Below are 22,594 nucleotides of genomic sequence, written 5' to 3'. Positions count from 1 at the left end.
CAAGGAGTTTTCGGTTCCGACTGCGCCGGAAGTGGGGCGAATTATAGACACATCCGGAGGGGCGTCAAGCACTTATTTAAACTTTATTCCAAATTCAACGTAACACGCCCAAACGCCTTCTTGCCGGCCTGACAAACATGGGTCGCGCCTACTTTAAAGACAAAGCCACGATCAACCACTTCGCCATCTATACGCACACCACCAGACGCCAACAGGTCGCGAGCAACCGCAGCGTTCTTCACCAACCCTGCCTTATTAAGGATGGCGCCGATTGGCATGTCTTCAGTCGCTGACACCGATATCTCAGGCAAGTCTTCAGGCAGCTCGCCCTCTTTCATACGGTTGCCCGCAGAACGGTGCGCAGACGCAGCAGCCTCTTCACCATGAAAACGCGCCACGATTTCTTCCGCCAGCTTGATCTTGATGTCCCGGGGATTCGCGCCGGCTTCGCAATCAGCCTTGAAGCCTTCGATCTCTTCCATGGAGCGGAAGCTCAGCAGCTCGAAGTAGCGCCACATCAGTGCGTCAGGAATAGAAACGAGCTTGCTGTACATAATGCCCGGCGCTTCCTGGATGCCGACGTAGTTACCCAACGACTTGGACATCTTCTTCACGCCATCCAGACCTTCAAGCAACGGCATGGTCAGCACGCACTGCGCCTCCTGACCATAAGCACGCTGCAGCTCACGCCCCATAAGAAGGTTGAATTTCTGATCGGTGCCGCCCAGCTCGACATCAGCACGCAGCGCGACCGAGTCGTAACCCTGGACCAGCGGATAGAGGAATTCATGAATGGCGATGGACTGGTTCGACTTGTAGCGCTTGTCGAAGTCGTCGCGCTCCAACATACGCGCCACTGTGTACTGCGACGAGAGACGGATAAAATCGGCCGGGCTCAACTGATCCATCCAGGTGGAGTTGAACGCCACCTCGGTTTTAGCTGGATCAAGAATCTTGAAGACCTGAGCTTTATAAGTCTCGGCGTAATCGAGCACCTGCTCACGGGTGAGCGGCGGACGCGTGGCACTTTTGCCGCTCGGGTCGCCGATCATGCCGGTGAAATCGCCAATCAGAAAGATGACCTGATGGCCCAACTCCTGGAACTGCCGGAGCTTATTAATAAGCACCGTGTGACCCAAGTGCAGGTCAGGGGCCGTAGGATCGAAACCGGCCTTGATGCGCAGTGGCTGACCACGCTTAAGCTTCGCGACCAGTTCGGACTCGACCAGGAGTTCATCTGCACCACGCTTGATCAGCGCGAGCTGCTCTTCAACCGACTTCATTTCAGCCCCGTCATGCCTTATTTCAAAGGGAAACAACCATACAAGATCACCGCCCAAATACAAGTTCTGGCAACAGAAGGTCGACGAATCAGGGAACGATCCGAACGCAAGCTTGCCTCAGGCATGATTTGGTTATATTTTATACAGTTATTTCATCTTCATCATGTCATTCATCTTTTCCATTTCATCTTTTTTCAAAGTCAAAATTACCTATGAACGACACTCCGCCTAAAGCGCCTCCGCTTTATCCGAAGAGCCACCTGCTTGCAGCCAGCGGTATCGCTGCCCTGCTGAGCCTGGCCCTTCTGGTTTTTCCATCCAGTGATGTCGAAGCCAAGAAAACCAACCTGAGCCTCGAACTGGACACACCGGTCGATCAACTCAAGCAACAAGAAGACGCTCAAACGCAGTCTCAAGCCACAGAGTCCTCCACAGATTCCCCTTTTGCGCAGATCGACAACAACGCAGATGAGCCGGAAGACACCGCCAGCACTGCGCCAGCCGCCACTCCTGACAAACCCGAAAAGGAAGTCGCCGCGGCTGCAAAAAGCCCAACTCATCGGGAAGTCGTGGTCTCCAAGGGCGATACCCTCTCTACCCTTTTCGAGAAAGTCGGCCTTCCACCCGCCGCTGTCCATGAAGTGATTGCCAGCAACAAGCAGGCCAAGCAATTCAGCCAACTGAAAAATGGGCAAATCCTGCAGTTCGAGCTATCGCCCGAGGGCAAGCTCAAACAACTGCACAGCAAGCTCAACGACCTGGAAAGCATCAGTCTGTCGAGAACCGACAAGGGCTACACTTTTACTCGTGATGTCAGCAAACCCAACGTACGCACCGCGTATGTCCACGGCGTCATCAGCAACTCCCTGTCGCAATCGGCGCAGCGAGCGGGCCTGAGCCACAGCATGACAATGGATATGGCCAACATCTTCGGCTATGACGTGGACTTCGCGCAGGACATCCGCAAGGGTGACGAATTCGACGTGATCTACGAGCAAAAAGTTGTCAACGGCAAGACCGTCGGCACCGGCAATATCCTGTCTGCTCGTTTCACGAACCGCGGTAAGAGCTATACCGCCGTGCGCTACACCAATAAACAAGGCAATACCAACTACTACACCGCCGAAGGCAACAGCATGCGCAAGGCATTCATCCGCACACCGGTTGAATATGCTCGCATCAGCTCCTTGTTTTCGATGGGTCGTAAGCACCCTATCCTGAACAAGATCCGCGCCCATAAAGGCATCGACTATGCTGCACCACGGGGCACACCAATCAAGGCGACAGGCGATGGGAAAGTGATTCTGGCGGGTCGCCGTGGCGGTTACGGCAACACCGTAATCATTCAGCACGGCGAGACTTACCGCACGCTGTACGGCCACATGCAAGGATTCGCCAAGGGCATCCAGAACGGCTCCAGCGTCAAGCAAGGCCAGGTCATCGGCTATATTGGAACAACCGGCCTGTCGACAGGTCCGCATGTACATTATGAGTTCCAGGTAAATGGCGTTCACGTTGACCCGTTGGGTCAGAAGCTGCCAATGGCAGACCCGATCGCCAAGTCCGAAAAACAGCGGTTCATGCAGGAAAGCCAACCTCTCATGGCGCGCATGGACCAGGAAAAGGCCACCATGCTGGCCTCGAGTAAGCGCTGACCTATGACTTTATATGTAGGTGTAATGTCCGGAAGCAGTCTGGATGGCCTCGACTTCGCACTCGTAGAACAGGATGACCGACCGCGTCTGCTCGGCACCCACTACATTCCTATGCCCGACGATCTGCGCGCAGAGCTGCTTGGCTTGTGCGCCAGCGGCCCGGACGAGCTGGCCCGCGCCGGTATCGCCGAACAGAAATGGGTCCGTCTTGCCGCGCAAGGCGTCCTCGCGCTCCTGGATCAGCAAAACAAGCTGGCCGGTGAGATTCGCGCCATCGGTAGCCATGGCCAGACGATTCGGCATGAGCCAGCGCGTGGCTTCACGATTCAGATTGGTAACCCTGCCCTATTGGCCGAATTGACCGGCATCACTGTCGTCAGTGACTTCCGCAAGCGTGACATTGCGGCAGGTGGCCAAGGTGCACCTCTGGTTCCGGCCTTCCATGAAGCGCTCTTCGATGACAACAAGGACTATCGCGCCGTCTTGAACGTCGGCGGGTTCAGCAACCTCAGCCTGATCGAGATCGACAAGCCGGTTTCCGGGTTCGATTCCGGGCCGGGCAACGTGTTGCTTGATGCGTGGATTCAGGCCCAACGCGGCTTGAGTTACGACAAGGATGGCGCGTGGGGCGAAAGCGGAACGGTTAATGCGGATCTGCTCAAGTCGATGCTCAGCGACCACTTCTTCCAGACCAAAGGGCCGAAGAGTACGGGCCGCGAAGTGTTTAACCTCGGCTGGGTGCATCACCATATGTTCCAGCTGCCGACGTTGAAACCCGAGGATGTTCAGGCAACGCTGCTTGAAGTAACGGCATTGAGCATCACTGAGTCGCTGCAATCGGCCCAGGCCCAGACCAAAGAGTTGTTGGTCTGTGGTGGCGGCGCCCACAACAAGGCGCTGATGGCCCGTTTGGCTGCTCTGCTTCCGAACACCAAAGTTTCCAGCACTGCCGAGTTTGGGGTCGATCCTGACTGGGTCGAAGCCATGGCGTTCGCATGGCTGGCTCATTGCGCTCTGGAAAGCGTTCCGGCCAACCGCCCTAGTGTCACAGGTGCGGCAGGGCTGCGCGTGTTGGGTGCGATTTACCCTGCCTGATCCAAAAGGCAGAATGCAAAACGCCGCGCATCTGCGCGGCGTTTTCGCTTACAGCGAATGACTCAGATCGAGAACGATGAACCACAGCCGCATGTCGTCGCGGCATTCGGGTTCTTGATCACGAAGCGAGAGCCTTCGAGACCTTCCTGATAGTCCACTTCGGCGCCCGCCAGGTACTGGAAGCTCATCGGGTCAACCACCAGGCTGACGCCTTCGCGCTCAACGATGGTGTCATCATCGGCCACGTCTTCATCGAAGGTAAAACCGTACTGGAAGCCGGAACAGCCACCGCCAGTCACGAAAACCCGCAACTTCAGGCGATCATTGCCCTCTTCATCGACCAGGGTTTTCACTTTGTGCGCTGCACCGTGCGTGAATTCCAGAGCCGTAGGTGTGAAGGTTTCAACACTCATGCTCAATATCTCCCGGCGGTAAGCCGTCATAATGCGTAATGACGGGCATTATCCGCTTCTCCTACAAAATCGGTCAACTATTGTGAAAGCAGCCACGAGCTGCGAGCGACAAGCTGCAAGCGAGAGCTTGCGATTCCGCCCGACCTCGGAGCTTGCCGCTTACCGCTCGACGCAGCTTTTATGGAAGCAAAGCTGCGTGGGACAGGCCCAGACGCTCGTCCAGTTCAAACATGATGTTCATGTTCTGCACCGCCTGACCCGATGCACCTTTGACCAGATTGTCGATGACGGACAGCACGACCACCAGATCGCCACCCTGAGGACGGTGCACTGCAATCCGGCAGACGTTAGCGCCACGCACGCTGCGGGTTTCCGGGTGGCTGCCAGCGGGCATGACGTCGACGAACGGTTCGTTGGCGTAGCGTTTTTCGAACAGCGCCTGCAGGTCGACAGACTTATCCACAACCGTTGAATACAGGGTGGCGTGAATGCCACGAATCATCGGCGTCAGATGAGGCACAAACGTCAAACCGATATCGCCACCGGCTGCTCGGCGCAGGCCCTGGCTGATTTCCGGCAGGTGACGGTGGCCTTTCACGGCATACGCCTTGAAGCTCTCGCTGGTTTCGGCATAGAGCGAACCCACGCTTGCGCCGCGGCCCGCACCGCTGATGCCGGATTTACAGTCAGCGATCAGTCGGGTTGGATCGGCCAGACCCGCTTCCAGCAACGGCAAGAAACCCAATTGAGCGGCGGTCGGGTAGCAACCCGGTACAGCAATCAGCCGCGCAGCTTTGATTTTCTCGCGATTGACTTCCGGCAGACCGTACACCGCCTCAGGCAGCAGCTCTGGCGCGCCGTGCGGCTGGTTGTACCACTTGGCCCATTCGTCCGCGTCTTGCAGGCGGAAATCGGCGGAAAGGTCGATGACCTTGGTGCCCGCGGCCAGCAGCTCGCCCGCCAAAGCGTGCGCCACGCCATGCGGTGTGGCGAAAAAGACCACGTCACACGCGCCCAGTACCTTCACGTCCGGCACGCTGAATGCCAGGCCGTCGTAGTGGCCGCGCAGGTTCGGATACATGTCAGCCACCGGCAGACCTGCTTCGGAACGCGAGGTGATCGCGACCACTTCAGCTTCTGGATGCTGTGCCAAAAGACGCAGCAACTCGACGCCGGTGTAACCCGTGCCACCGACGATACCGACCTTGACCATAACGTGCCCCTCAACGAAACCACTGGAAAGCCGCAGATGATAGGAGTCCAGAGCCTGCGGGACAACCGTGAACGTGACGTACGGGCACCCATGCCACTACTATTTGCGCCACCGTGATTGTGGAAACTTAAAAATGCTCTGGATTAAAGCGCTGCACATCGTCTCGATGGTCTGCTGGTTCGCCGGCCTGTTCTACCTCCCTCGCCTGTTCGTTTACCACGCCATGAGCGAAGACGCCGTCAGCCGTGAGCGATTCTGCACCATGGAGCGCAAGCTCTATCGAGGCATCATGGGCCCTGCGATGATCGGCACGCTGGTGTTTGGCATCTGGCTGATTACACTCATCCCCGGCTACCTCCAACAGGGCTGGATGCACGCCAAGCTGACACTGGTCGTGATCCTGATCGGCTATCACCATATGTGTGGCGCTCAGGTCAAACGCTTCGCCCGGGGGGAGAATGGCCGCAGCCACGTGTTCTACCGCTGGTTCAACGAAATTCCCGTACTGATTCTGCTGGCGATCGTCATCTTGGTCGTGGTCAAGCCATTCTGATCCCAGTGCACTAGACGCCTCTAACCCAAGACAAGGAAGCCAAGCATGGCAGAACACTTCAAGATCGTTTTCGAAGGACAGCTGCGAACGGGTGTGGACCTGGAAACCGCTCGCCTCAATCTCGCGCAATTGTTCAAGAGTGATGTGTCCGGTGTCGATCGGCTATTCACCGGTAAACCGATGACGGTCAAACGTGGCCTGACCCGTGATGATGCGCAGCGGTATTTGAAGGCATTGAATGATGCCGGTGTCGAAGCCCGGATCGAGTTAGAACAACCTGTCGCCTGGACGCTGGAAGAAATCGAAGAGCCCGCTCAGGCGAAGCCGGCGTTCGAGCCAGCTGCGTCGCCTTATGCGCCGCCCCGTGCATCGGTGACCACCGAGTGGCCAACCGAAGGCGAATTGAAAGTCTTCACTGTTCAGGGTCGTATCGGACGTCTGCGTTATCTGGCGTGGTCAATGGTGCTGAGCTTCGTGGCGATGCTGCTTGCGGCCTTGTGTTTTGGGGTGCTGAGCATGTCGCTGGTGGCTGGAGGCCTGCTGGCCACCGTGCTGGTTATCGTCTTCCTTGTGGTGAGCATTCAGATGGGCGCTCAGCGCCTCCACGACGCGGGGTGGTCCGCGTGGCTGTTGCTGCTGAATCTGATACCCCTGGTGAACAGCGTTTTTCCACTGCTCATGATGGTGATCCCGGGCAACGCGGGCCCTAACCGTTACGGGCCGCCACCGCCCAAAAACACCCGAGCGGTGAAAGTCCTCGCCGTGCTTTGGTTCGTTTTCCTTGCTCTGGTGTTCGTCGCAGCGCTCTTGGGCGGCTTCCACAAAGTCAAAGAGGAAGTCAAAGCCACAACCGGCGAATATGAACAATCGTTGCCTTATGACGACGACTCGGACCAGGCCACACCCGATGTACAGGTTGACCCCGCAACGCCTCCCGATGCAGGCGACGGCGACGACGATCAATAACTGCCTGATCGCATGGAAGCGGTCTCGACATTTGCAACATTGGAGAACTGCATGACCCGTTACGTCCTGGTCACAGGCGCATCCAGCGGCATTGGCCTGGCCATGGCCGAAGCCCTGGCCCGCCGTGGCCGCAATCTGATTCTGGTTTCCCGCCATCGGGACATGCTGGAAAGCATCGCGCTTGAGTTCACCCAGCGTTTCGGCGTTGAGGTGCTGTTCCGAGCCTGTGATCTGGGCGAGCCGCTACGGCTGTCGGGTTTTTTGCTGGAGCTGGAAGAGGGTGAACGCCAGATCGACCTGTTGGTGAACTGCGCAGGCATCGGCAACAGCGGTCCGTTTCTTGCGCAAGAATGGGCGCAGGAGCAGGACCTGCTGGACCTCAACGTGCTGGCGCTTACCCGTCTCTGCCACACCGTCGGCAACCTGATGGCGGTGCAAGGTGGGGGGCAAATTCTCAATGTGTCTTCGATCATGGGCTTTCAGCCCGGGCCATGGATGAGCACGTACGCCGCGAGCAAGGCTTTCGTGCTGCATTTTTCCGAAGGGTTGCGCGAAGAGTTGAAAAAGACCGGCGTGAAGATATCCGTGCTCTGCCCCGGCCCCACGCGAACGTCGTTCTTCAGAACCGCGCAGCTCAACGCGGACAAGTTCACCAACGACAAAACCATGAGCGCCGAAGAGATCGCGCTGTATACCGTCCGCGCGCTCGACAAAAATCGCGCGGTGATCGTGCCGGGCTGGCGAAACCGCTTCCTGACTCGCCTGCCTCGCTACGCCGGGCGCTGGATGACGCGGAAAATCTGGGGGTCGATCCTCAAGTCACGCACATCCGTCTGACCGGCTAAGGAAGAACAAACGGCTGGGCGTGAACCGACACGCTCAGTACACTCGTCCCACCCCTCTCGAAAACGGAGCAACAAGGCTGTGGAGACTCTGTTCACCAAGATCATCAACCGGGAAATTCCGGCCAAGATCATCTACGAAGACGATCAGGTGCTGGCGTTTCACGACATCGCCCCCCAAGCGCCGGTGCATTTTCTGGTCATCCCGAAAAAGCCCATCGCGACCCTCAATGACGTGACCGAAGAAGACAAAGGCTTGCTGGGCCACATTCTCTTCACCGCGCAGCGCCTGGCCAAGGAGCAAGGTTGCGAGGACGGTTTCCGCGTGGTGATGAACACCAACGAGAAAGGCGGCCAGACCGTCTATCACATTCACATGCACGTGCTGGGCAAGCGTCAAATGACTTGGCCGCCGGGCTGAGTCGCGATTTCAACGACTTACACCCGCCGGGCGTCTATCACGGGCATCGGCGGGCTGACGCAGGGCAAGCCTCGCCACGGCGATTGAGGTAGACTGGCCGCCGTGGATTTATCCGGAGGTGCCCATGGCTACCGAACGTCACTACTCCCCTATCGACCGCTTCCTGCTCCAGGCCGATGCCGCGATGAAGACGCTGCTGCCCGCCAGCGCGCATGCTCATCGCCCTTCCCCCGCCATCGTGCAACCCGACACCAAGATGAATGAGACCGACGCAAAACACGTCGCTGGGCTCATGCGCATCAACCATACCGGCGAAGTCTGTGCGCAGGCGCTGTACCAGGGCCAGGCCCTGACCGCGAAGCTGCCGCATGTGCGCAAGGCGATGGAGCACGCCGCCGAGGAAGAGATTGATCACCTGGTGTGGTGCGAACAACGCATTCGCCAGCTCGGCAGCCATACCAGCGTGCTGAACCCGCTGTTCTACGGCATGTCATTTGGCATCGGCGCGGTGGCCGGTCTGATCAGCGACAAGGTCAGTCTGGGGTTTGTCGCGGCGACAGAAGATCAGGTTTGCAAGCACCTGAACGAGCATCTGGAGCAATTGCCTATCGAGGACGAGAAATCCCGGGCGATCCTGCAGCAGATGCGCACCGACGAAGAGTTACATGCCGAGGGCGCCATCGAAGCGGGCGGTTATCGGTTCCCGGCGCCGGTCAAGTTTGGGATGAGCCTGCTGGCCAAGGTCATGACCAAGAGCACCTATCGGGTTTGATCTAAGCGTTGCCGCAGGTTGCCTGCTTTACTGTAGGAGCGAATTCATTCGCGAGACGTAGGTACAGGCGACAGGAAGGTGTCGAATGTACTGACCTCTCGCGAACAAATTCGCTCCTACAGGTTTTTGGGCTGCGCTTTGGCTTGCCGGTGATGGCTGCCCCCGCCATCAAATCATTGCGATACAGAGCACCTCAACCCAATTCGATGATTTCGTAATCGTGGGTGATTTCGACGCCGGCATTACCCAGCATGATCGACGCCGAGCAATATTTCTCAGCCGACAGCTCGATCGCACGCTTCACCTGAGTTTCTTTCAGCCCACGCCCCTTGACCACGAAATGCAGGTGGATCTTGGTGAACACCTTCGGGTCTTCAGTGGCGCGCTCGGCCTCCAGAAACGCTTCGCAGCTTTCAACGGGCTGACGGGCTTTCTTCAGGATGCTGACCACGTCAAAGTTACTGCAACCGCCCAGGCCGATCAGCACCATCTCCATCGGGCGCACGCCCAGGTTACGGCCGCCGCTCTCGGGTGGGCCGTCCATCACGACCACATGACCGCTGCCCGACTCGCCGAGGAACATGGCCTCACCCGCCCATTGAATACGCGCTTTCATCCCCAGGACTCCGATGCTTGAAAAAAGGCGGCCAGCTTAGCACAGGGCCGAGATGTCGCTGAGCGGACCGGAAATGTCGAGAAGCGACAGAAATGTAGGAAATTTCTGAAAAAAAGGGGAATTGCCGCTGCTGAACTGCGACAAATCGGAAATACTGCCGATACCTATAAGAATGCCGGAAGGCGCAGTTTTTTACGGGACACACCGATGGTTGTCATGACCCCACCGAACAAAGTGAAACTGCTCGATAAGCTCCTCCCCCACGCCCAGCGACGACGCTGCGCCGCCAAGACCAACATTATCTGCGCAGGTGAACAGTCCGAGTCGCTGTACTTGATCATCAAGGGTTCCGTCACGATTCTGATCGAGGACACTGATGGCCGGGAGATGATCGTCGCTTATCTTAACAGCGGGGATTTCTTCGGCGAACTTGGCTTGTTCCAGCAGGCCAGTACCGAGCCTCAGCGCAGCGCTTGGGTTCGGACCAAGACCGAGTGCGAAGTGGCCGAGATCAGCTACGCCAAATTCCGCGAGCTGAGCCAGCATGATCCAGAGCTGATGTACGCCATGGGCGGCCAGATGGCCGAGCGCCTGCGCAATACCACGCGCAAGGTGGGTGATCTGGCATTTCTCGATGTGACCGGCCGTGTGGCACGCAGCCTGTTGGACCTGTGCAAACAGCCTGACGCCATGACTCATCCTGACGGCATGCAGATCAAAATCACCCGCCAGGAAATCGGCCGAATCGTAGGTTGCTCGCGAGAAATGGTCGGTCGCGTATTGAAGTCGCTGGAAGAACAGAAGCTGGTTCACGTACGCGGCAAGACCATGGTGGTCTTCGGCACGCGCTGATCGCCGTTACAGCTCTGCGAAAAGTTTCGCGTATCGCTCGGCAAGCCGGTCGAGGAAATTCGGGGCGGCGAACTGTTCGTGCAGCGCGATGTGACTGTCGGTGCGACACCGCTGGTCAAGGTCGCACATCTGATTGAAACGGTTGACGGCGTTGACCATCTCGACCCGCTCGTTATCCAGCAACATCGCTCCATGGGCCAAGACCACTGGCCGCTTGCCGCCTTGGCTCTGCCGCCAACGCTGGGCGGTGCCGACCATCTTGCGACCGTCAAGATTGACGTTGAACCGGCCATCACAGAACGCGCCTTCGACTTCGCCCAATGAGGCCGCGCCGCCCAACTCGCCCAGCACATCAAGCATGGGCTGACACAAACGCAGGTAGGCGTTTTCAATGCGATCGCGGTCAGGTTCGGATTGCGGCTGCGCGTACACCAGAGCCACGTTGACCGTGGCAGGAGATTGAGGCACCGGCTCGCCACCGCTTTCCCGAAGGAGAATCGGCCAACCAAGATCGGCGAGGGTTTCGCTGGCTTCGGTAAAGCCATCAAGGCGACTTGAGCGCCGAGGCATGACCAGCGCGTGATCATCGGGCCGCCAGAACAAGAGGCCGTAATCGGCATCCCCGGCGCAGACAGAGGCCAGCAAATCCTGCTCGGCCTTGAGGCCGGCTTCAACGCAGATGTCTATCACACGAACGGTCATAGCCATTCAACTCCTCATGGGCCCGACGCCCCTTGTAGGAGTGAGCTTGCTCGCGTTCGGGGTGGATCAAACACCACTGCACTGTTTGAACCGACGCTATCGCGAGCAAGCTCACTCCTACAGAGAAGGGGCCTGCCGAAACCGCGCTTTTTCGTCAATCCAGCGTGCTGGACTTGATCGCTGCAGTGCCTTTCTCGGGGAAGAACAGGCGCTGCAACTCCACGCCCGGCTTCTCGGCGCGCATGAATGCTTCGCCCACCAGAAAGGAATACACCTCGCTGATTTCCATCAGCTCGACATCGGCACGGTTGAGAATGCCGCTTTCGGTGATGACCAGACGATCCCGCGGAATGCGCGGCAGCAGGTCCAGCGTGGTTTCGAGGCTCACGTCGAAGGTGTGCAGGTTGCGGTTGTTGATGCCGACCAGCGGGGTGTCGAGGGTTTTCAGCGCGCGGTCCAACTCGTCGCCGTCGTGCACTTCCACCAGAACGTCCAGTTTGTTGGCTTTCGCGACGGCAGCCAGCTCGGCCATCTGCACGTCATCAAGGGCAGAAACGATCAGCAAAATGCAATCGGCGCCCAGCGCACGAGCTTCGACAACCTGATACGGGTCGATCATGAAGTCCTTGCGAATGACCGGCAGCTTGCACGCGCCACGGGCTTCTTTGAGGTACGCATCGGCGCCCTGGAAGAAGTCGATGTCGGTGAGCACGGACAGGCAGGTTGCGCCGCCCGCTTCGTAGCTCTTGGCGATTTCGGCGGGCTGAAAGTTCTCGCGAATCACACCCTTGCTCGGCGATGCCTTTTTGATCTCGGCGATGACAGCGGGCTGCTTCCGTTTGGCCTGCTCAATCAACGCCTTGGCGAAACCACGCGGTGCATCGGCTGTGGCGACCAGGGTTTCCAGCTCGGACAAGCTGACGCTGGCACGGCGCGCCGCAACCTCCTCGGCCTTACGGGCCAGAATCTTTTCCAGTACCGTCGGCACACTCATCCTTCGTTCTCCTGTTTGAATACCGCAGTAAAGGCGCCCAGCTCTTCCAGTTTTTCGCGAGCGAGGCCGGTGTGCAGCGCGTCGTGCGCCAGCTCAACGCCCTCTTTCAACGTCGAGGCATGATCAGCAGCATAGAGCGCTGCGCCCGCGTTGAGCACAATCATTTCGGCGGCTTTCTGACCGTTTTCAGTCTTGCGACGGCCCAACGCATCGCGGATCAGTTCGAGCGATTGCTGCGGGCTGTCCACCACCAGGCCAAACAGGCTCTGGCTCTTCATGCCGAGGTCTTCCGGCTGCACCCAGTATTCAGTGACCGCGCCGTTCTTCAGCTCGGCAACGAAGGTGGGTGCCGCAAGGCTGAATTCATCCAGGCCGTCCTGAGAATGCACCACCAATACGTGCTTACTGCCTAGACGCAGCAATACCTCGGCCAGCGGACGGCACAGCGCCTGACTGAACACGCCGACGACCTGATGCTTAACGCCTGCCGGGTTGGTCAATGGGCCGAGCATGTTGAACAGCGTGCGCAGGCCTAACTCCTTGCGCGGGCCAGCGGCGTGTTTCATCGCTTGATGATGGGTCTGGGCGAACATGAAACCGATGCCCACAGCGTCGATGCAACGGGCCACCTGAACCGGCGTCAGGTTCAGGTAGACGCCAGCCGCTTCCAGCAAATCAGCGCTGCCGCTTTTGCCCGAAACCGCGCGATTGCCGTGTTTGGCCACGGTGCAACCTGCTGCCGAGATGACCAGTGAGGCAGCTGTGGAGACGTTGAAGATGTTGGCGCCGTCACCCCCGGTCCCGACGATGTCGACCACGCGATCCAGCGTCTTGAGTTCAACCTGACCTGCCAACTCACGCATCACCGAAACCGCGCCGACGATTTCGTCGATGGTCTCGCTCTTCATGCGCATACCCATCAGGAACGCGCCGATCTGCGCCTGGGTGCACTGACCGGTCATGATTTCGCGCATCACGTCGCGCATTTCATCGGTGGTCAGGTCCAGTTGATTCACAACCCGGCCCAGCGCCGTTTTGATATCCATTGCCATGTCGATTTGCCCTTAACCCTGACGAGTGCCGCCGGTCTGCTTGAGGAAGTTGGCGAACAGCTCGTGGCCCTGCTCGGAGAGGATCGACTCAGGGTGGAACTGCACCCCCTCGACGTTCAATGTCTTGTGACGCAGGCCCATGATTTCATCAACCGAGCCGTCTTCGAGCTGGGTCCATGCCGTAACTTCCAGGCAGTCTGGCAGCGTCTCGCGCTTGACCACCAGGGAGTGGTAGCGGGTGACGGTCAGCGGATGTTTCAGACCTTCGAACACGCCTTTGTCTTCGTGGATCAGATCGCTGGTCTTGCCGTGCATCACCTGACGGGCACGTACCACATCGCCGCCGAACGCTTGCCCGATGGACTGATGGCCCAGGCAGACGCCCAGCACCGGCAGTTTGCCGGAGAAATGCTTGATCACGTCGATGGACACGCCCGCTTCATTCGGGGTGCAGGGGCCGGGGGAAACCACGATGCGCTCGGGATTCAGGGCCTCGATTTCGGCAACGGTCATTTCGTCGTTGCGGATCACTTTAACGTCGGCACCCAGTTCGCCCAGGTATTGCACAACGTTATAGGTAAAAGAGTCGTAGTTATCGATCATCAGCAGCATTTTGTGCTTAACCTTTTGAACTGACTTCAAGGGTGGCCTTCCGTTTTCAATACCCGCAGTTGTGCACAGGTGAGTCGCGGGCGCTTGTCCGGCGAAACGGCACTAAACCGAGGTACAGAAGGCATATCAATACAGGTCCGGCAAGGCCGGCAGGGAAATAGTCAGGCGCGCCAACGCCAACGGGCGTGAGCCTTGATAACACGCATCAAGAAGCTGCTGACAATCGACACAGGAAAGGTCTCGTTCATACGTTGCCGCACAGTAGCGTACCGCCGCATGTGGCGCAATATCGTAGTGCCCGGGTGGCAGGTCCTGAACGCTTTTTGGCGGCATTTCGAGGTTGGCAAGGGGCAGATGCAAACCTCGACGCCGGCACAGAATGGCGCATCCGGCTGACATAGGGCAGGTCATCTCGTATCGCGGCTGCTACCTTCTGGTACAGCACGACACAACAAGAAGGGACCTCTCGATGCTCAAAACCACTCTGCGCTGGCCTTTTGCTGCCTGCCTGCTCTCCCTCGCCTGCTCCTCGGCAGTCGCGGCCTCCTCCCCTTACTCCACGATGATCGTCTTTGGTGACAGCCTCGCCGACGCCGGACAATTCCCCGATGCCGGTGGACCTCCGGGTTCTACGTTGCGCTTCACCAATCGCACCGGGCCTACGTTCCAGAACGGCAGTGGCGAGGCCTTTGGCTTGAACTCCTCGACGTTGCTCGGCGGGATGCTAGGGGTTGCGCCGGGCGATTTGCAGGCCTCGACCTCGCCTGTCCGTGCGGCTCAGGGTTTGCCCGATGGCAATAACTGGGCGGTCGGCGGCGACCGGACGGATCAGATCCTCGCGGCCATCACCACGCAGTCGCAAGTGGCGAACACTGATTCGTCGACCGGCGTGACCACGGTGTTCCGCACCCGGCCGGGCTATCTGGTGGAGAACAATTTCCGCGCAGACCCGAACGCGCTGTATTACCTGACGGGAGGGGGCAATGACTTTTTGCAGGGACGCGTCATCAGTCCGGCTCAAGCGGTGAACGCCGCCAACAATCTGGCCGACAGCGCGCAAGTGCTGTCTCAGGCCGGGGCGCGTTACATCATGGTCTGGCTGCTGCCCGACATTGGGCAAACGCCCGCCGTGTCCGGGACCTTTCTACAAGGGCCGTCGACTCTGCTCAGCCGCGTGTTCAATCAGCAGTTGGTCAGCCGTCTGGGGCAGATCAACGCCGAAATAATCCCGCTGAACGTTCCGGGGTTGGTCCGAGAGGTGCTCGACAATCCCGCCCAATTCGGCCTGGCAGCGGATCAGAATCTGGTGGGCACCTGTTTCAGCGGTAACGGCTGCCGCGCCAACAGCGTATACGGCATCAACGGCAGTTCGCCCGACCCGACCAAGTTGCTGTTCAATGATGGCGTGCACCCGACTGTCGCGGGCCAGCGCCTGATTGCAGACTACGGTTACTCGATTCTTTCGGCGCCGTGGGAAATCACCCTGTTGCCGGAAATGGCCAACGGCACATTGCGCGCACAGCAGGATCAACTGCGCAGTCAATGGCTGGCGGATTGGAGCAACTGGCAGAACGTTGGAGAGTGGCGCGCCATCGTCGCCGGGGGCGGTCAGAGACTGGACTTCGATGCGCAAAGCAATTCCGCCAGCGGCGACGGTCACGGCTACAACCTCACCGTCGGCGGCAGCTACCGGTTTGCCGAGGACTGGCGCGCAGGGCTGGTTGCCGGGGCCTATCGGCAAACGCTTGAAGCCGGGCCACGGGATTCGGACTACAAGCTCAACAGCTACATCGCCACGGCTTTCGTGCAGTTTCAGGCGAATCACTGGTGGGCCGACCTGGCAGCATCGGGGGGCAAGCTCGATTACGACAACCTGAAACGCAAGTTCGCGCTGGGCGTCAGCGAAGGCGCAGAAAAAGGCGACACTGACGGCAATCTGTGGGCACTCAGCGGCCGACTCGGCTACGACCTGGCCGAGCAGAGCAGTCGCTGGCATGTTTCGCCGTTCATCAGCGCTGATTACTCCCGCGTCGAGGTCGATGGTTATTCGGAGAACAGCACCCGCGCCACCGCGCTCAACTATGACGATCAAACCCGCCGATCCAAGCGCCTGGGCGCGGGCCTGCAAGGCAAGTTCGATGTCACGCCGCAGACGCAGCTCTTTGGCGAAGTGGCCCACGAACGGGAGTTCGACACGGATCAGCAGGACGTGACGATTGCCTTGAACAGCGTGCCGGGCGTGGATTTCAACCTGCAAGGGTATGAGCCACAGCGCAGTTTGAACCGGGCGAGTGTGGGGTTGAGTCAGCGATTAGCGCCTGATCTGACGCTGAGAGCGGGGTACAACTGGCGCAAGAATGATGACGTGACGCAGCAAGGGGTGAATCTGGCGTTGAGCCTGGATTTCTAACAACCATCAGACCTGTAGGAGTGAGCTTGCTCGCGATGGCGTCGTGTCAGGCAATAAATGTGTCAACCATCGGCCCCGATCGCGAGCAAGCTCACTCCTACAGAAAAACCATGTCCGCCGCACGATTGTGCGGCGACAGGTCGACGATCACGCCTCGGGCGTCTGTTCCGCCAACGCCACGGCGCGGAACATCGCGCGGCGTTTGTTGAGGGTTTCTTCCCATTCCAGCGCTGGCACCGAGTCAGCCACAATGCCGCCGCCAGCCTGCACATGCAGTTCACCGTTCTTGATCACCGCCGTGCGGATCGCAATCGCGGTGTCCATGTTGCCGTTCCACGCGAAGTAGCCCACCGCGCCGCCGTATACGCCACGTTTGACCGGCTCCAGCTCGTCGATGATTTCCATCGCGCGGATTTTCGGTGCGCCGGACAGGGTGCCCGCAGGCAAAATCGCCCGCAGCGCGTCCATCGCTGTCAGCCCGCTTTTCAGTTGGCCAGTGACGTTGGACACGATGTGCATCACGTTGGAATAACGCTCGATGACCATCTTCTCGGTCAGCTTCACCGAGCCGATCTCCGAAACGCGGCCAGTGTCGTTACGACCCAGGTCGATGAGCATCAAGTGCTCGGCGATTTCTTTGTCGTCGGACAGCAGATCGACTTCCAGCGCGTGATCTGCCTCTTCAGTCGCGCCGCGAGGGCGAGTGCCGGCGATGGGGCGCACGGTGATCAGGTTGTCTTCGACCCGCACCAGCACTTCAGGCGAACTGCCGACGACGTGGAAGTCGCCGAAATTGAAGAAATACATGTACGGCGTCGGGTTGAAACTGCGCAGTGCGCGGTACAGATCAATCGGTGCGGCTTTGAAGTCGATGGACATCCGCTGCGACGGCACGACCTGCATGCAGTCGCCCGCCAAGATGTATTCCTTGATGGTGTCGACGGCTTTTTCGTAGTCGCCCTGGGTAAAGCTCGAACGGAAAACCGGGTCTGCGGCTTGCGGACGGGTCAGGTCCAGACCGCGACGAGGCGTGATCGGCTGACGCAGTTTCTCCATCAGCGCTTCCAGACGCGCGAGGCCACCTTCATACGCTTCAGGCTGAGACGGGTCGACCAGCACGATCGCGTGCATCTTGCCCGCGAGGTTGTCGAACACGACGACCGCGTCAGACACCATCAACAGAATGTCCGGCACGCCAATCGGGTCCGGGTTCGGGCTCTTGCCCAGACGCGGCTCGACGTAGCGCACGCAGTCATAACCGAAATACCCCACCAGACCGCCATTGAAGCGCGGCAGGCCGGGGATGGTCGGCACGTTGTAGCGGGCCTTGAAGGTTTCGACGAACGCTAGCGGGTCTTCGGCTTCCAGACGCTCGATCTCGACGCCGTCGTGGGTCACGCTGATGGTGTGCTCATGCACGCGCAACACGGTGCGGCACGGCAGGCCGATCATCGAATAACGGCCCCATTTCTCCCCGCCCTGCACCGACTCCAGCAGATAGGAATTCGGCTCGTCGGCAAGTTTCAGGTAGATCGACAGTGGGGTGTCGAAGTCGGCAATGGTTTCGAGAGCAAGCGGAATGCGGTTGTAGCCTTCAGCGGCCAAGCGCAGGAATTCTTCGCGGGTCATGATCAGCCTCGTGGTCTGAGGGTAAAACGGTCAGGTGTGCAAACGTGCCGGACGTCCGGCCAGATTCAAGTCAGGCGCGCCAACGCCAGCGGGCCAAGGCCTTCATGACTTTCATCCAGAGATTGCGAGTGACCACCACGATGGATTCTCTAAAGGAGGGAGCTTCAACTGGAGGCAACGTTATCTCAGCCCCCACATCTAAGCAACCGGGAATCAGCTTGCGCAGGTCGTCGATCACCAGCGCCGGAGATTCTTCGGCAATCGGCCGGCCATGGTTGTAGCCATAGCTCAACGCCACACACGCAACACCGGCGGCTTTCGCGGCCAGCACATCGTTGCGCGAGTCGCCCACGAACAGCGATTGCGAGCCGGGCACGCCGGCCATTTTCATCACGAAAAACAGCGCAGCGGGATCGGGCTTTTGTTGTGGCAGCGTGTCACCGCCGACGATCCAGCGAAAGAAACGGCCCAGCTTCATGTCGTCCAGCAGGGGCGCGACGAAGCGCTCCGGCTTGTTGGTGATGAGCGCCATTTCCACGCCCTGCTTCTGCAACCATTTCAGGGTTTCGCGCACGCCGGGGTAAACGCGGGTCAGCGAATGGTTGTCGCCGTAGGCGTCCATGAAAATCGCCAGCGCTTCTTCGGTGGAGGCTTCGTCCACTGAAGAATGGTCCATGTCGTTGGCCAGGGCGCGGCGCACCAATACGCGCACGCCATTGCCGATCCAGTTCCGCACACGTTCGATGCCCGCCGGTGCACGCCCGAGCTGGTTGAGGGTCTTGTCCACAGCTGCGGCCAGGTCCGGCACCGAATCGACCAACGTGCCATCCAGATCAAACATGATCAGTTTGGGCAGGCGACCCGGAAACAGCTGCTCGAAGCCGCTCATGCGCGGGCCAACGCCAGTTCTGCACGCATTTTTTCAATGACTTCTTTGTAGTCGGGCGCATTGAAGATGGCGGAACCCGCGACGAACGTGTCAGCGCCAGCGGCGGCGATGTCACGGATATTGTTGACGTTGACGCCGCCGTCGATTTCCAGACGGATATCGCGACCGGACGCATCGATCAACGCGCGGGCTTCACGCAGCTTGTTGAGCGTGCCGGGGATGAATTTCTGACCGCCAAAGCCCGGGTTGACGCTCATGAGCAGGATCATGTCGACCTTGTCCATGACGTATTCGAGCAGGTTCAGCGGGGTCGCCGGGTTGAACACCAGGCCCGACTTGCAGCCGCCTTCGCGGATCAGTTGCAGGGAGCGGTCGATGTGCTGGGTCGCTTCCGGGTGGAAGGTGATGTAGGTCGCGCCCGCTTCGACGAAGTCGCCGATGATGCGGTCAACCGGGCTGACCATGAGGTGCACGTCAATCGGCGCAGTGATGCCGTACTTGCGCAACGCCGCGCAGACCATCGGGCCGATGGTCAGGTTAGGGACGTAGTGGTTGTCCATGACGTCGAAGTGGACGATGTCGGCGCCAGCGGCCAGGACATTGTCGACTTCCTGACCCAGACGGGCGAAATCGGCGGAGAGAATCGACGGAGCAATAGCGAAGGGCTGCATGACGCACCTTTTTGAGCGAAATCACGGTGGCGCGCATTGTACTCCAGAGTTTGAAAGGCGGGTTGTGCGGCGGATGAATGCGGTTTTGTGCACAGCTCAGACGTTGCTGGCGAGCGGACTGCTTTGGGCCATGTCGTTCGCAAGGATTCCGGCAAGGCACAGAACACCTGTGGGAGCGAATTCATTCGCGAAGGTGCCGGGGCAGGCAATACATCACCGGCGGCCGGACTGTTTTTCGCGAATGAATTCACTCCCACAGGGGATGAGGGTCGATCAATCGATCAACGCTTCTTCCTGAACGCGCTCGGTCTTGGCGACCGGCTTGCTGTCCACCGCCTTCAGGTCCTTGCTGAACGTCCCGTCCACTTCACCCTTGAAGAAGTTTTTGCCGTAGATCAGCAGGCACAGCACCACGCCGATCCCGAAGGCCCAGCTCGCGCCCTTGATGGCCAGGACTGCGCCAATCACGCCCGCGATCCCAAGGTCACGCTGGCTGCGCGCTTCGAGAATGCCCAGACGCACGCTCACATACCCCTGAATCAGCAACGTCAGCGACAGCGCCACACCCAGAATCGGCTGAACCAGCGTGACGACCGGCAACAGCAGCAAGCCCGTATTGGTGCCCCAACGGAATGAGCCCACGCCGCCGATGATCGACTGCATCGCCTTTGGCCCGCCTTTGAAACGCTCGATTACCACCACCAGCATCGCCGCCCACTTCGGACCGCACATGGCGACGTCGGGACCAAAAATACTCATGAAGGCGTTGCGCGCACCGAATATCAGATGAGCGCGGTCCGGGTTGTAGTCGACGATTTCATCGGTGCGGACGGTTTCCGCTTCGTCGAGCAGCGATTTCGCACTCAGTACGTCGCCAAAAACGATGATGTAGACCGCCAGCATCGTCGGCACTGCCGAGATGAACATCGTCAGCGATGGCATGCCCAGACCAAACACGGTGTAGTTGTTCCACAGGCCGGCGAAGTCCGGTTTGCTGATGCCCCATTGAATGGTCGGCCATGGCGCCTCGCCGAACAACGGCGCGATGACCACCGCCAGCAGGATGATCGGGAGAATTCCCAATTTCGCGAAATTCCACCAGAAGCGGTTGCGCTGTTTCAGCTCGTTGAAATGCTGAGAGAAGATCAGATAGAACGCGATGCCCACCGCGATGGAGATGGTCCACGGCAGGACGTTGAATTTGCCGCCCACCTGAAACACGGCGATCACGGCACTCAACCCGGCGCCGACGATGATCCCGGACTTGATCGCTGAGGGCACGTATTCCACGACCTTCTTCGCCATGCCCGTCGCGCCGAGCGCTATCGAGAAGACCCCGAGCATCAACTGGAACGCAATCAAGGCATGGACACGCTCCGGGCCCATTGGGAATTGCGCGCAATAGGCCATCAGCAAAGGGACCGCCGGGGTGATCCAGCCGGGAACCGTCGGGTCGCCGAGCAGATGATGCGTGAGATACAGCAGTCCGTTGAGCATCACTACCGCCAGCGCCACCTCGAACGGCATGCCGAGCAATTCGGTCATCAGCGGGATGGCAGCCAGGTCGACAGCGCACATCAGCAGACCTTGCAGGTAGTCCGGCATCTCGAATGTGTAGTGAATGAACGGCAAGCGCACCTTAAAGGGGCCGAGCGGGATGTAGGGGCTTTCGCTCCGCGATTGAAGCGTGTTGGACATTGAGTGCACCTGTTTTATTGGTCTTATTTGTGGGTCTTGTGGCGGCAAACGCCCGTGCCGGGGCCGGGCGCTGTGGCTTTTCGGGATCAGTAGGCTGCGCGGTAGATTTTCTCGATGTCGGCAGCGGTCAATTTGCGCGGGTTGTTGCGCATGAGGCGGTCGATCTTGCTCGCCTCTTCGGCCATGGCCGGGATGGCATCTTCCGGCACATTGAAGCTGCGCATGCCCGTCGGTATGTCCACGGCGGCGCACAGGTCGGCCATGGCTTTGACGGCCTGATCGGCGGCATCCTTGTCGTTCAGGTGAGCCACGCGTACCCCCATGGCTTCAGCGATGTCGCGGAAGCGCTCGACGCAGGCCATCTTGTTCCACTCCATCACGTAGGGCAGCAGCAAGGCATTGCTGACACCGTGGGCGATGTTGTAACGGCCGCCCAACGGGTAGGCCAGCGCATGCACGGCCCCCACCCCCGCGTTGCCGAATGCCATGCCGCCCATCAGGCTCGCGGTGGCCATGTCCTCGCGGGCTTGCAGGTTCGAAGGGTTGGCGTAAGCCTTGGGCAGCGCCTTGGCAATCAGCTTGATGGCGCCGAGCGCGATGGCATCGGTGATCGGCGAAGCGTTGACCGACAGGTAGGATTCGACCGCGTGTACCAGCGCATCGACACCGCTCGCGGCGGTCACGCTGCGCGGGCAGGTCAGGGTCATGACCGGGCTGACCAGCGCAACGTCCGGCAGCAGGTAATCGCTGACGATGCCTTTTTTGAGTTGCGCTTCTTTATCGGAAAAAATCGCGACGTTGGTCACTTCCGAACCGGTGCCCGCCGTGGTCGGAATCGCAATCAGCGCAGGGCCTTTGCGTTTCACCAGATCGACGCCGAACAGCTCGGCCAGCGGCCCTTCGTGACCGGCAAACGCAGCGACCCCTTTGGCAATATCGATGGCGCTGCCGCCACCCAGACCGATCAGACCGTCGTGCCCACCTTCGCGATAAGCGCGGGTGCAGTCCTCGACGATTGAGATTTCCGGCTCGGGTTTGACCTGATCGAAAATGCCGTAACGACGGCCACCCAATTGCGCCAGCGCGAGGTCAACGGTGCCGGACTTCACCAGAATGGCGTCAGTGACGATCAGCGGGTTGGTGACGTTGAGGCGGGTCAGTTCAGCGGAAAGCTGCTCAATGGCGCCTTGGCCAGTGATCAGTTTGTTGGCAATTTTAAAGGCGCTGATGGTGGAGGCAGAGAGACTCATCGGGGC

22 protein-coding genes are annotated in these 22,594 nt (G+C 59.3%); 9 read left to right on the top strand and 13 right to left on the bottom strand.

Features of this window, described 5'->3' with window-relative positions; translation table 11 throughout:
• Window positions 1-83: 83 nt before the first annotated feature.
• Window positions 84-1,283 carry a tyrosine--tRNA ligase gene (gene tyrS / locus ACWKWE_RS25765; RefSeq protein WP_483852078.1) on the bottom strand — a complete coding sequence of 400 codons (1,200 nt, stop codon included), beginning with the start codon at window positions 1,281-1,283 and terminating at the stop codon, window positions 84-86.
• A 212-nt stretch (window positions 1,284-1,495) separates the two neighbouring features.
• On the opposite strand from tyrS, the gene ACWKWE_RS25760 reads away from it, so the two are divergent.
• Window positions 1,496-2,938 carry a peptidoglycan DD-metalloendopeptidase family protein gene (locus ACWKWE_RS25760; protein ID WP_166595568.1) on the top strand — a complete coding sequence of 481 codons (1,443 nt, stop codon included), beginning with the start codon at window positions 1,496-1,498 and terminating at the stop codon, window positions 2,936-2,938.
• Window positions 2,939-2,941: 3 nt separating this feature from the next.
• Window positions 2,942-4,033: an anhydro-N-acetylmuramic acid kinase gene (locus ACWKWE_RS25755; protein ID WP_401152502.1), complete on the top strand. Its 1,092-nt coding sequence runs from the start codon at window positions 2,942-2,944 to the stop codon at window positions 4,031-4,033.
• Between the two features lie 62 nt (window positions 4,034-4,095).
• Here the strand turns inward: ACWKWE_RS25755 and erpA are convergent, their stop codons facing one another.
• Both erpA and argC read right to left on the bottom strand, forming a co-directional pair.
• Window positions 4,096-4,446, bottom strand: coding sequence for an iron-sulfur cluster insertion protein ErpA (gene erpA, locus ACWKWE_RS25750; protein WP_166595570.1), 351 nt, complete (start codon window positions 4,444-4,446; stop codon window positions 4,096-4,098).
• Window positions 4,447-4,624: 178 nt separating this feature from the next.
• Window positions 4,625-5,659: an N-acetyl-gamma-glutamyl-phosphate reductase gene (gene argC, locus ACWKWE_RS25745; RefSeq protein WP_166595571.1), complete on the bottom strand. Its 1,035-nt coding sequence runs from the start codon at window positions 5,657-5,659 to the stop codon at window positions 4,625-4,627.
• A gap of 133 nt (window positions 5,660-5,792) precedes the next feature.
• Between argC and hemJ the strand changes: the two genes are divergently transcribed.
• The 5 genes from hemJ to coq7 all read left to right on the top strand — a co-directional run bounded on the left by hemJ (window position 5,793) and on the right by coq7 (window position 9,213).
• Window positions 5,793-6,212: a protoporphyrinogen oxidase HemJ gene (gene hemJ, locus ACWKWE_RS25740; RefSeq protein ID WP_166595572.1), complete on the top strand. Its 420-nt coding sequence runs from the start codon at window positions 5,793-5,795 to the stop codon at window positions 6,210-6,212.
• A gap of 45 nt (window positions 6,213-6,257) precedes the next feature.
• Window positions 6,258-7,178: a DUF805 domain-containing protein gene (locus ACWKWE_RS25735; RefSeq protein ID WP_483852077.1), complete on the top strand. Its 921-nt coding sequence runs from the start codon at window positions 6,258-6,260 to the stop codon at window positions 7,176-7,178.
• A gap of 51 nt (window positions 7,179-7,229) precedes the next feature.
• Window positions 7,230-8,015 carry an SDR family NAD(P)-dependent oxidoreductase gene (locus ACWKWE_RS25730; protein WP_483852076.1) on the top strand — a complete coding sequence of 262 codons (786 nt, stop codon included), beginning with the start codon at window positions 7,230-7,232 and terminating at the stop codon, window positions 8,013-8,015.
• 87 nt (window positions 8,016-8,102) lie between these two features.
• Complete coding sequence (locus ACWKWE_RS25725) at window positions 8,103-8,441, top strand: HIT domain-containing protein (RefSeq protein WP_166595575.1); 339 nt, start codon at window positions 8,103-8,105, stop codon at window positions 8,439-8,441.
• Window positions 8,442-8,565: 124 nt separating this feature from the next.
• A complete protein-coding gene (coq7, locus tag ACWKWE_RS25720; protein ID WP_166595576.1) occupies window positions 8,566-9,213 on the top strand; it encodes a 2-polyprenyl-3-methyl-6-methoxy-1,4-benzoquinone monooxygenase in 648 nt (215 codons plus the stop codon).
• Window positions 9,214-9,406: 193 nt separating this feature from the next.
• Here the strand turns inward: coq7 and ACWKWE_RS25715 are convergent, their stop codons facing one another.
• Window positions 9,407-9,829, bottom strand: coding sequence for an OsmC family protein (locus ACWKWE_RS25715; protein ID WP_062385162.1), 423 nt, complete (start codon window positions 9,827-9,829; stop codon window positions 9,407-9,409).
• Between the two features lie 207 nt (window positions 9,830-10,036).
• On the opposite strand from ACWKWE_RS25715, the gene crp reads away from it, so the two are divergent.
• The gene (gene crp, locus ACWKWE_RS25710) at window positions 10,037-10,681 is read left to right on the top strand and encodes a cAMP-activated global transcriptional regulator CRP (RefSeq protein WP_166595577.1); all 645 of its coding nucleotides are present in this window, start codon (window positions 10,037-10,039) and stop codon (window positions 10,679-10,681) included.
• Window positions 10,682-10,687: 6 nt separating this feature from the next.
• On the opposite strand, the gene ACWKWE_RS25705 is transcribed toward crp, so the two are convergent.
• From ACWKWE_RS25705 to ACWKWE_RS25690, 4 genes are all read right to left on the bottom strand, one after another.
• Complete coding sequence (locus ACWKWE_RS25705) at window positions 10,688-11,383, bottom strand: lipoate--protein ligase family protein (RefSeq protein WP_483852084.1); 696 nt, start codon at window positions 11,381-11,383, stop codon at window positions 10,688-10,690.
• Between the two features lie 154 nt (window positions 11,384-11,537).
• Window positions 11,538-12,377, bottom strand: a complete 840-nt coding sequence (gene trpC / locus ACWKWE_RS25700) for an indole-3-glycerol phosphate synthase TrpC (RefSeq protein ID WP_483852075.1) — start codon at window positions 12,375-12,377, stop codon at window positions 11,538-11,540.
• Entirely contained in the window at window positions 12,374-13,423 is a 1,050-nt protein-coding gene (gene trpD / locus ACWKWE_RS25695; protein ID WP_341961564.1) for an anthranilate phosphoribosyltransferase, read from the bottom strand. Before trpD ends, trpC begins: the two co-directional genes overlap by 4 nt.
• Window positions 13,424-13,441: 18 nt before the next feature.
• Window positions 13,442-14,041, bottom strand: a complete 600-nt coding sequence (locus ACWKWE_RS25690; protein ID WP_483852083.1) for an aminodeoxychorismate/anthranilate synthase component II — start codon at window positions 14,039-14,041, stop codon at window positions 13,442-13,444.
• Between the two features lie 469 nt (window positions 14,042-14,510).
• On the opposite strand from ACWKWE_RS25690, the gene estP reads away from it, so the two are divergent.
• Window positions 14,511-16,451 (top strand): esterase EstP, encoded by a 1,941-nt coding sequence (estP, locus tag ACWKWE_RS25685; protein ID WP_483852074.1) that lies wholly within the window; start codon window positions 14,511-14,513, stop codon window positions 16,449-16,451.
• Between the two features lie 147 nt (window positions 16,452-16,598).
• Here estP and trpE read toward each other — a convergent pair whose 3' ends face one another.
• The 5 genes from trpE to ACWKWE_RS25660 all read right to left on the bottom strand — a co-directional run bounded on the left by trpE (window position 16,599) and on the right by ACWKWE_RS25660 (window position 22,588).
• A complete protein-coding gene (trpE, locus tag ACWKWE_RS25680; protein WP_166595581.1) occupies window positions 16,599-18,080 on the bottom strand; it encodes an anthranilate synthase component I in 1,482 nt (493 codons plus the stop codon).
• Between the two features lie 70 nt (window positions 18,081-18,150).
• Window positions 18,151-18,969: a phosphoglycolate phosphatase gene (locus tag ACWKWE_RS25675; protein ID WP_166595582.1), complete on the bottom strand. Its 819-nt coding sequence runs from the start codon at window positions 18,967-18,969 to the stop codon at window positions 18,151-18,153.
• On the bottom strand, window positions 18,966-19,640 hold the full coding sequence (gene rpe, locus ACWKWE_RS25670) for a ribulose-phosphate 3-epimerase (RefSeq protein WP_166595583.1): 675 nt from the start codon (window positions 19,638-19,640) through the stop codon (window positions 18,966-18,968). Before rpe ends, ACWKWE_RS25675 begins: the two co-directional genes overlap by 4 nt.
• 273 nt (window positions 19,641-19,913) lie before the next feature.
• A complete protein-coding gene (locus ACWKWE_RS25665; RefSeq protein WP_483852073.1) occupies window positions 19,914-21,338 on the bottom strand; it encodes a hypothetical protein in 1,425 nt (474 codons plus the stop codon).
• 86 nt (window positions 21,339-21,424) lie between these two features.
• Window positions 21,425-22,588 carry an iron-containing alcohol dehydrogenase gene (locus ACWKWE_RS25660; RefSeq protein WP_483852072.1) on the bottom strand — a complete coding sequence of 388 codons (1,164 nt, stop codon included), beginning with the start codon at window positions 22,586-22,588 and terminating at the stop codon, window positions 21,425-21,427.
• Window positions 22,589-22,594: the final 6 nt, after the last annotated feature.

The sequence above is a fragment of the Pseudomonas salicis genome (assembly GCF_057128705.1).
Note: the sequence above shows the minus strand (reverse complement) of the source record. Positions and strands in the feature narration are given on the sequence as shown.

What these genes read in the sequence shown, in the direction of transcription:
- estP (WP_483852074.1), top strand. Translation starts at nt 14,511, where the DNA reads ATGCTCAAAACCACTCTGCGCTGGCCTTTTGCTGCCTGCCTGCTCTCC.
- ACWKWE_RS25705 (WP_483852084.1), bottom strand. Translation starts at nt 11,383, where the DNA reads ATGACCGTTCGTGTGATAGACATCTGCGTTGAAGCCGGCCTCAAGGCC.
- tyrS (WP_483852078.1), bottom strand. Translation starts at nt 1,283, where the DNA reads ATGAAGTCGGTTGAAGAGCAGCTCGCGCTGATCAAGCGTGGTGCAGAT.
- ACWKWE_RS25675 (WP_166595582.1), bottom strand. Translation starts at nt 18,969, where the DNA reads ATGAGCGGCTTCGAGCAGCTGTTTCCGGGTCGCCTGCCCAAACTGATC.
- rpe (WP_166595583.1), bottom strand. Translation starts at nt 19,640, where the DNA reads ATGCAGCCCTTCGCTATTGCTCCGTCGATTCTCTCCGCCGATTTCGCC.
- crp (WP_166595577.1), top strand. Translation starts at nt 10,037, where the DNA reads ATGGTTGTCATGACCCCACCGAACAAAGTGAAACTGCTCGATAAGCTC.
- ACWKWE_RS25660 (WP_483852072.1), bottom strand. Translation starts at nt 22,588, where the DNA reads ATGAGTCTCTCTGCCTCCACCATCAGCGCCTTTAAAATTGCCAACAAA.
- trpD (WP_341961564.1), bottom strand. Translation starts at nt 13,423, where the DNA reads ATGGATATCAAAACGGCGCTGGGCCGGGTTGTGAATCAACTGGACCTG.
- trpC (WP_483852075.1), bottom strand. Translation starts at nt 12,377, where the DNA reads ATGAGTGTGCCGACGGTACTGGAAAAGATTCTGGCCCGTAAGGCCGAG.
- ACWKWE_RS25730 (WP_483852076.1), top strand. Translation starts at nt 7,230, where the DNA reads ATGACCCGTTACGTCCTGGTCACAGGCGCATCCAGCGGCATTGGCCTG.
- ACWKWE_RS25760 (WP_166595568.1), top strand. Translation starts at nt 1,496, where the DNA reads ATGAACGACACTCCGCCTAAAGCGCCTCCGCTTTATCCGAAGAGCCAC.
- ACWKWE_RS25665 (WP_483852073.1), bottom strand. Translation starts at nt 21,338, where the DNA reads ATGTCCAACACGCTTCAATCGCGGAGCGAAAGCCCCTACATCCCGCTC.
- argC (WP_166595571.1), bottom strand. Translation starts at nt 5,659, where the DNA reads ATGGTCAAGGTCGGTATCGTCGGTGGCACGGGTTACACCGGCGTCGAG.
- coq7 (WP_166595576.1), top strand. Translation starts at nt 8,566, where the DNA reads ATGGCTACCGAACGTCACTACTCCCCTATCGACCGCTTCCTGCTCCAG.
- ACWKWE_RS25690 (WP_483852083.1), bottom strand. Translation starts at nt 14,041, where the DNA reads ATGCTGCTGATGATCGATAACTACGACTCTTTTACCTATAACGTTGTG.
- erpA (WP_166595570.1), bottom strand. Translation starts at nt 4,446, where the DNA reads ATGAGTGTTGAAACCTTCACACCTACGGCTCTGGAATTCACGCACGGT.
- trpE (WP_166595581.1), bottom strand. Translation starts at nt 18,080, where the DNA reads ATGACCCGCGAAGAATTCCTGCGCTTGGCCGCTGAAGGCTACAACCGC.
- ACWKWE_RS25735 (WP_483852077.1), top strand. Translation starts at nt 6,258, where the DNA reads ATGGCAGAACACTTCAAGATCGTTTTCGAAGGACAGCTGCGAACGGGT.
- ACWKWE_RS25715 (WP_062385162.1), bottom strand. Translation starts at nt 9,829, where the DNA reads ATGAAAGCGCGTATTCAATGGGCGGGTGAGGCCATGTTCCTCGGCGAG.
- ACWKWE_RS25755 (WP_401152502.1), top strand. Translation starts at nt 2,942, where the DNA reads ATGACTTTATATGTAGGTGTAATGTCCGGAAGCAGTCTGGATGGCCTC.
- hemJ (WP_166595572.1), top strand. Translation starts at nt 5,793, where the DNA reads ATGCTCTGGATTAAAGCGCTGCACATCGTCTCGATGGTCTGCTGGTTC.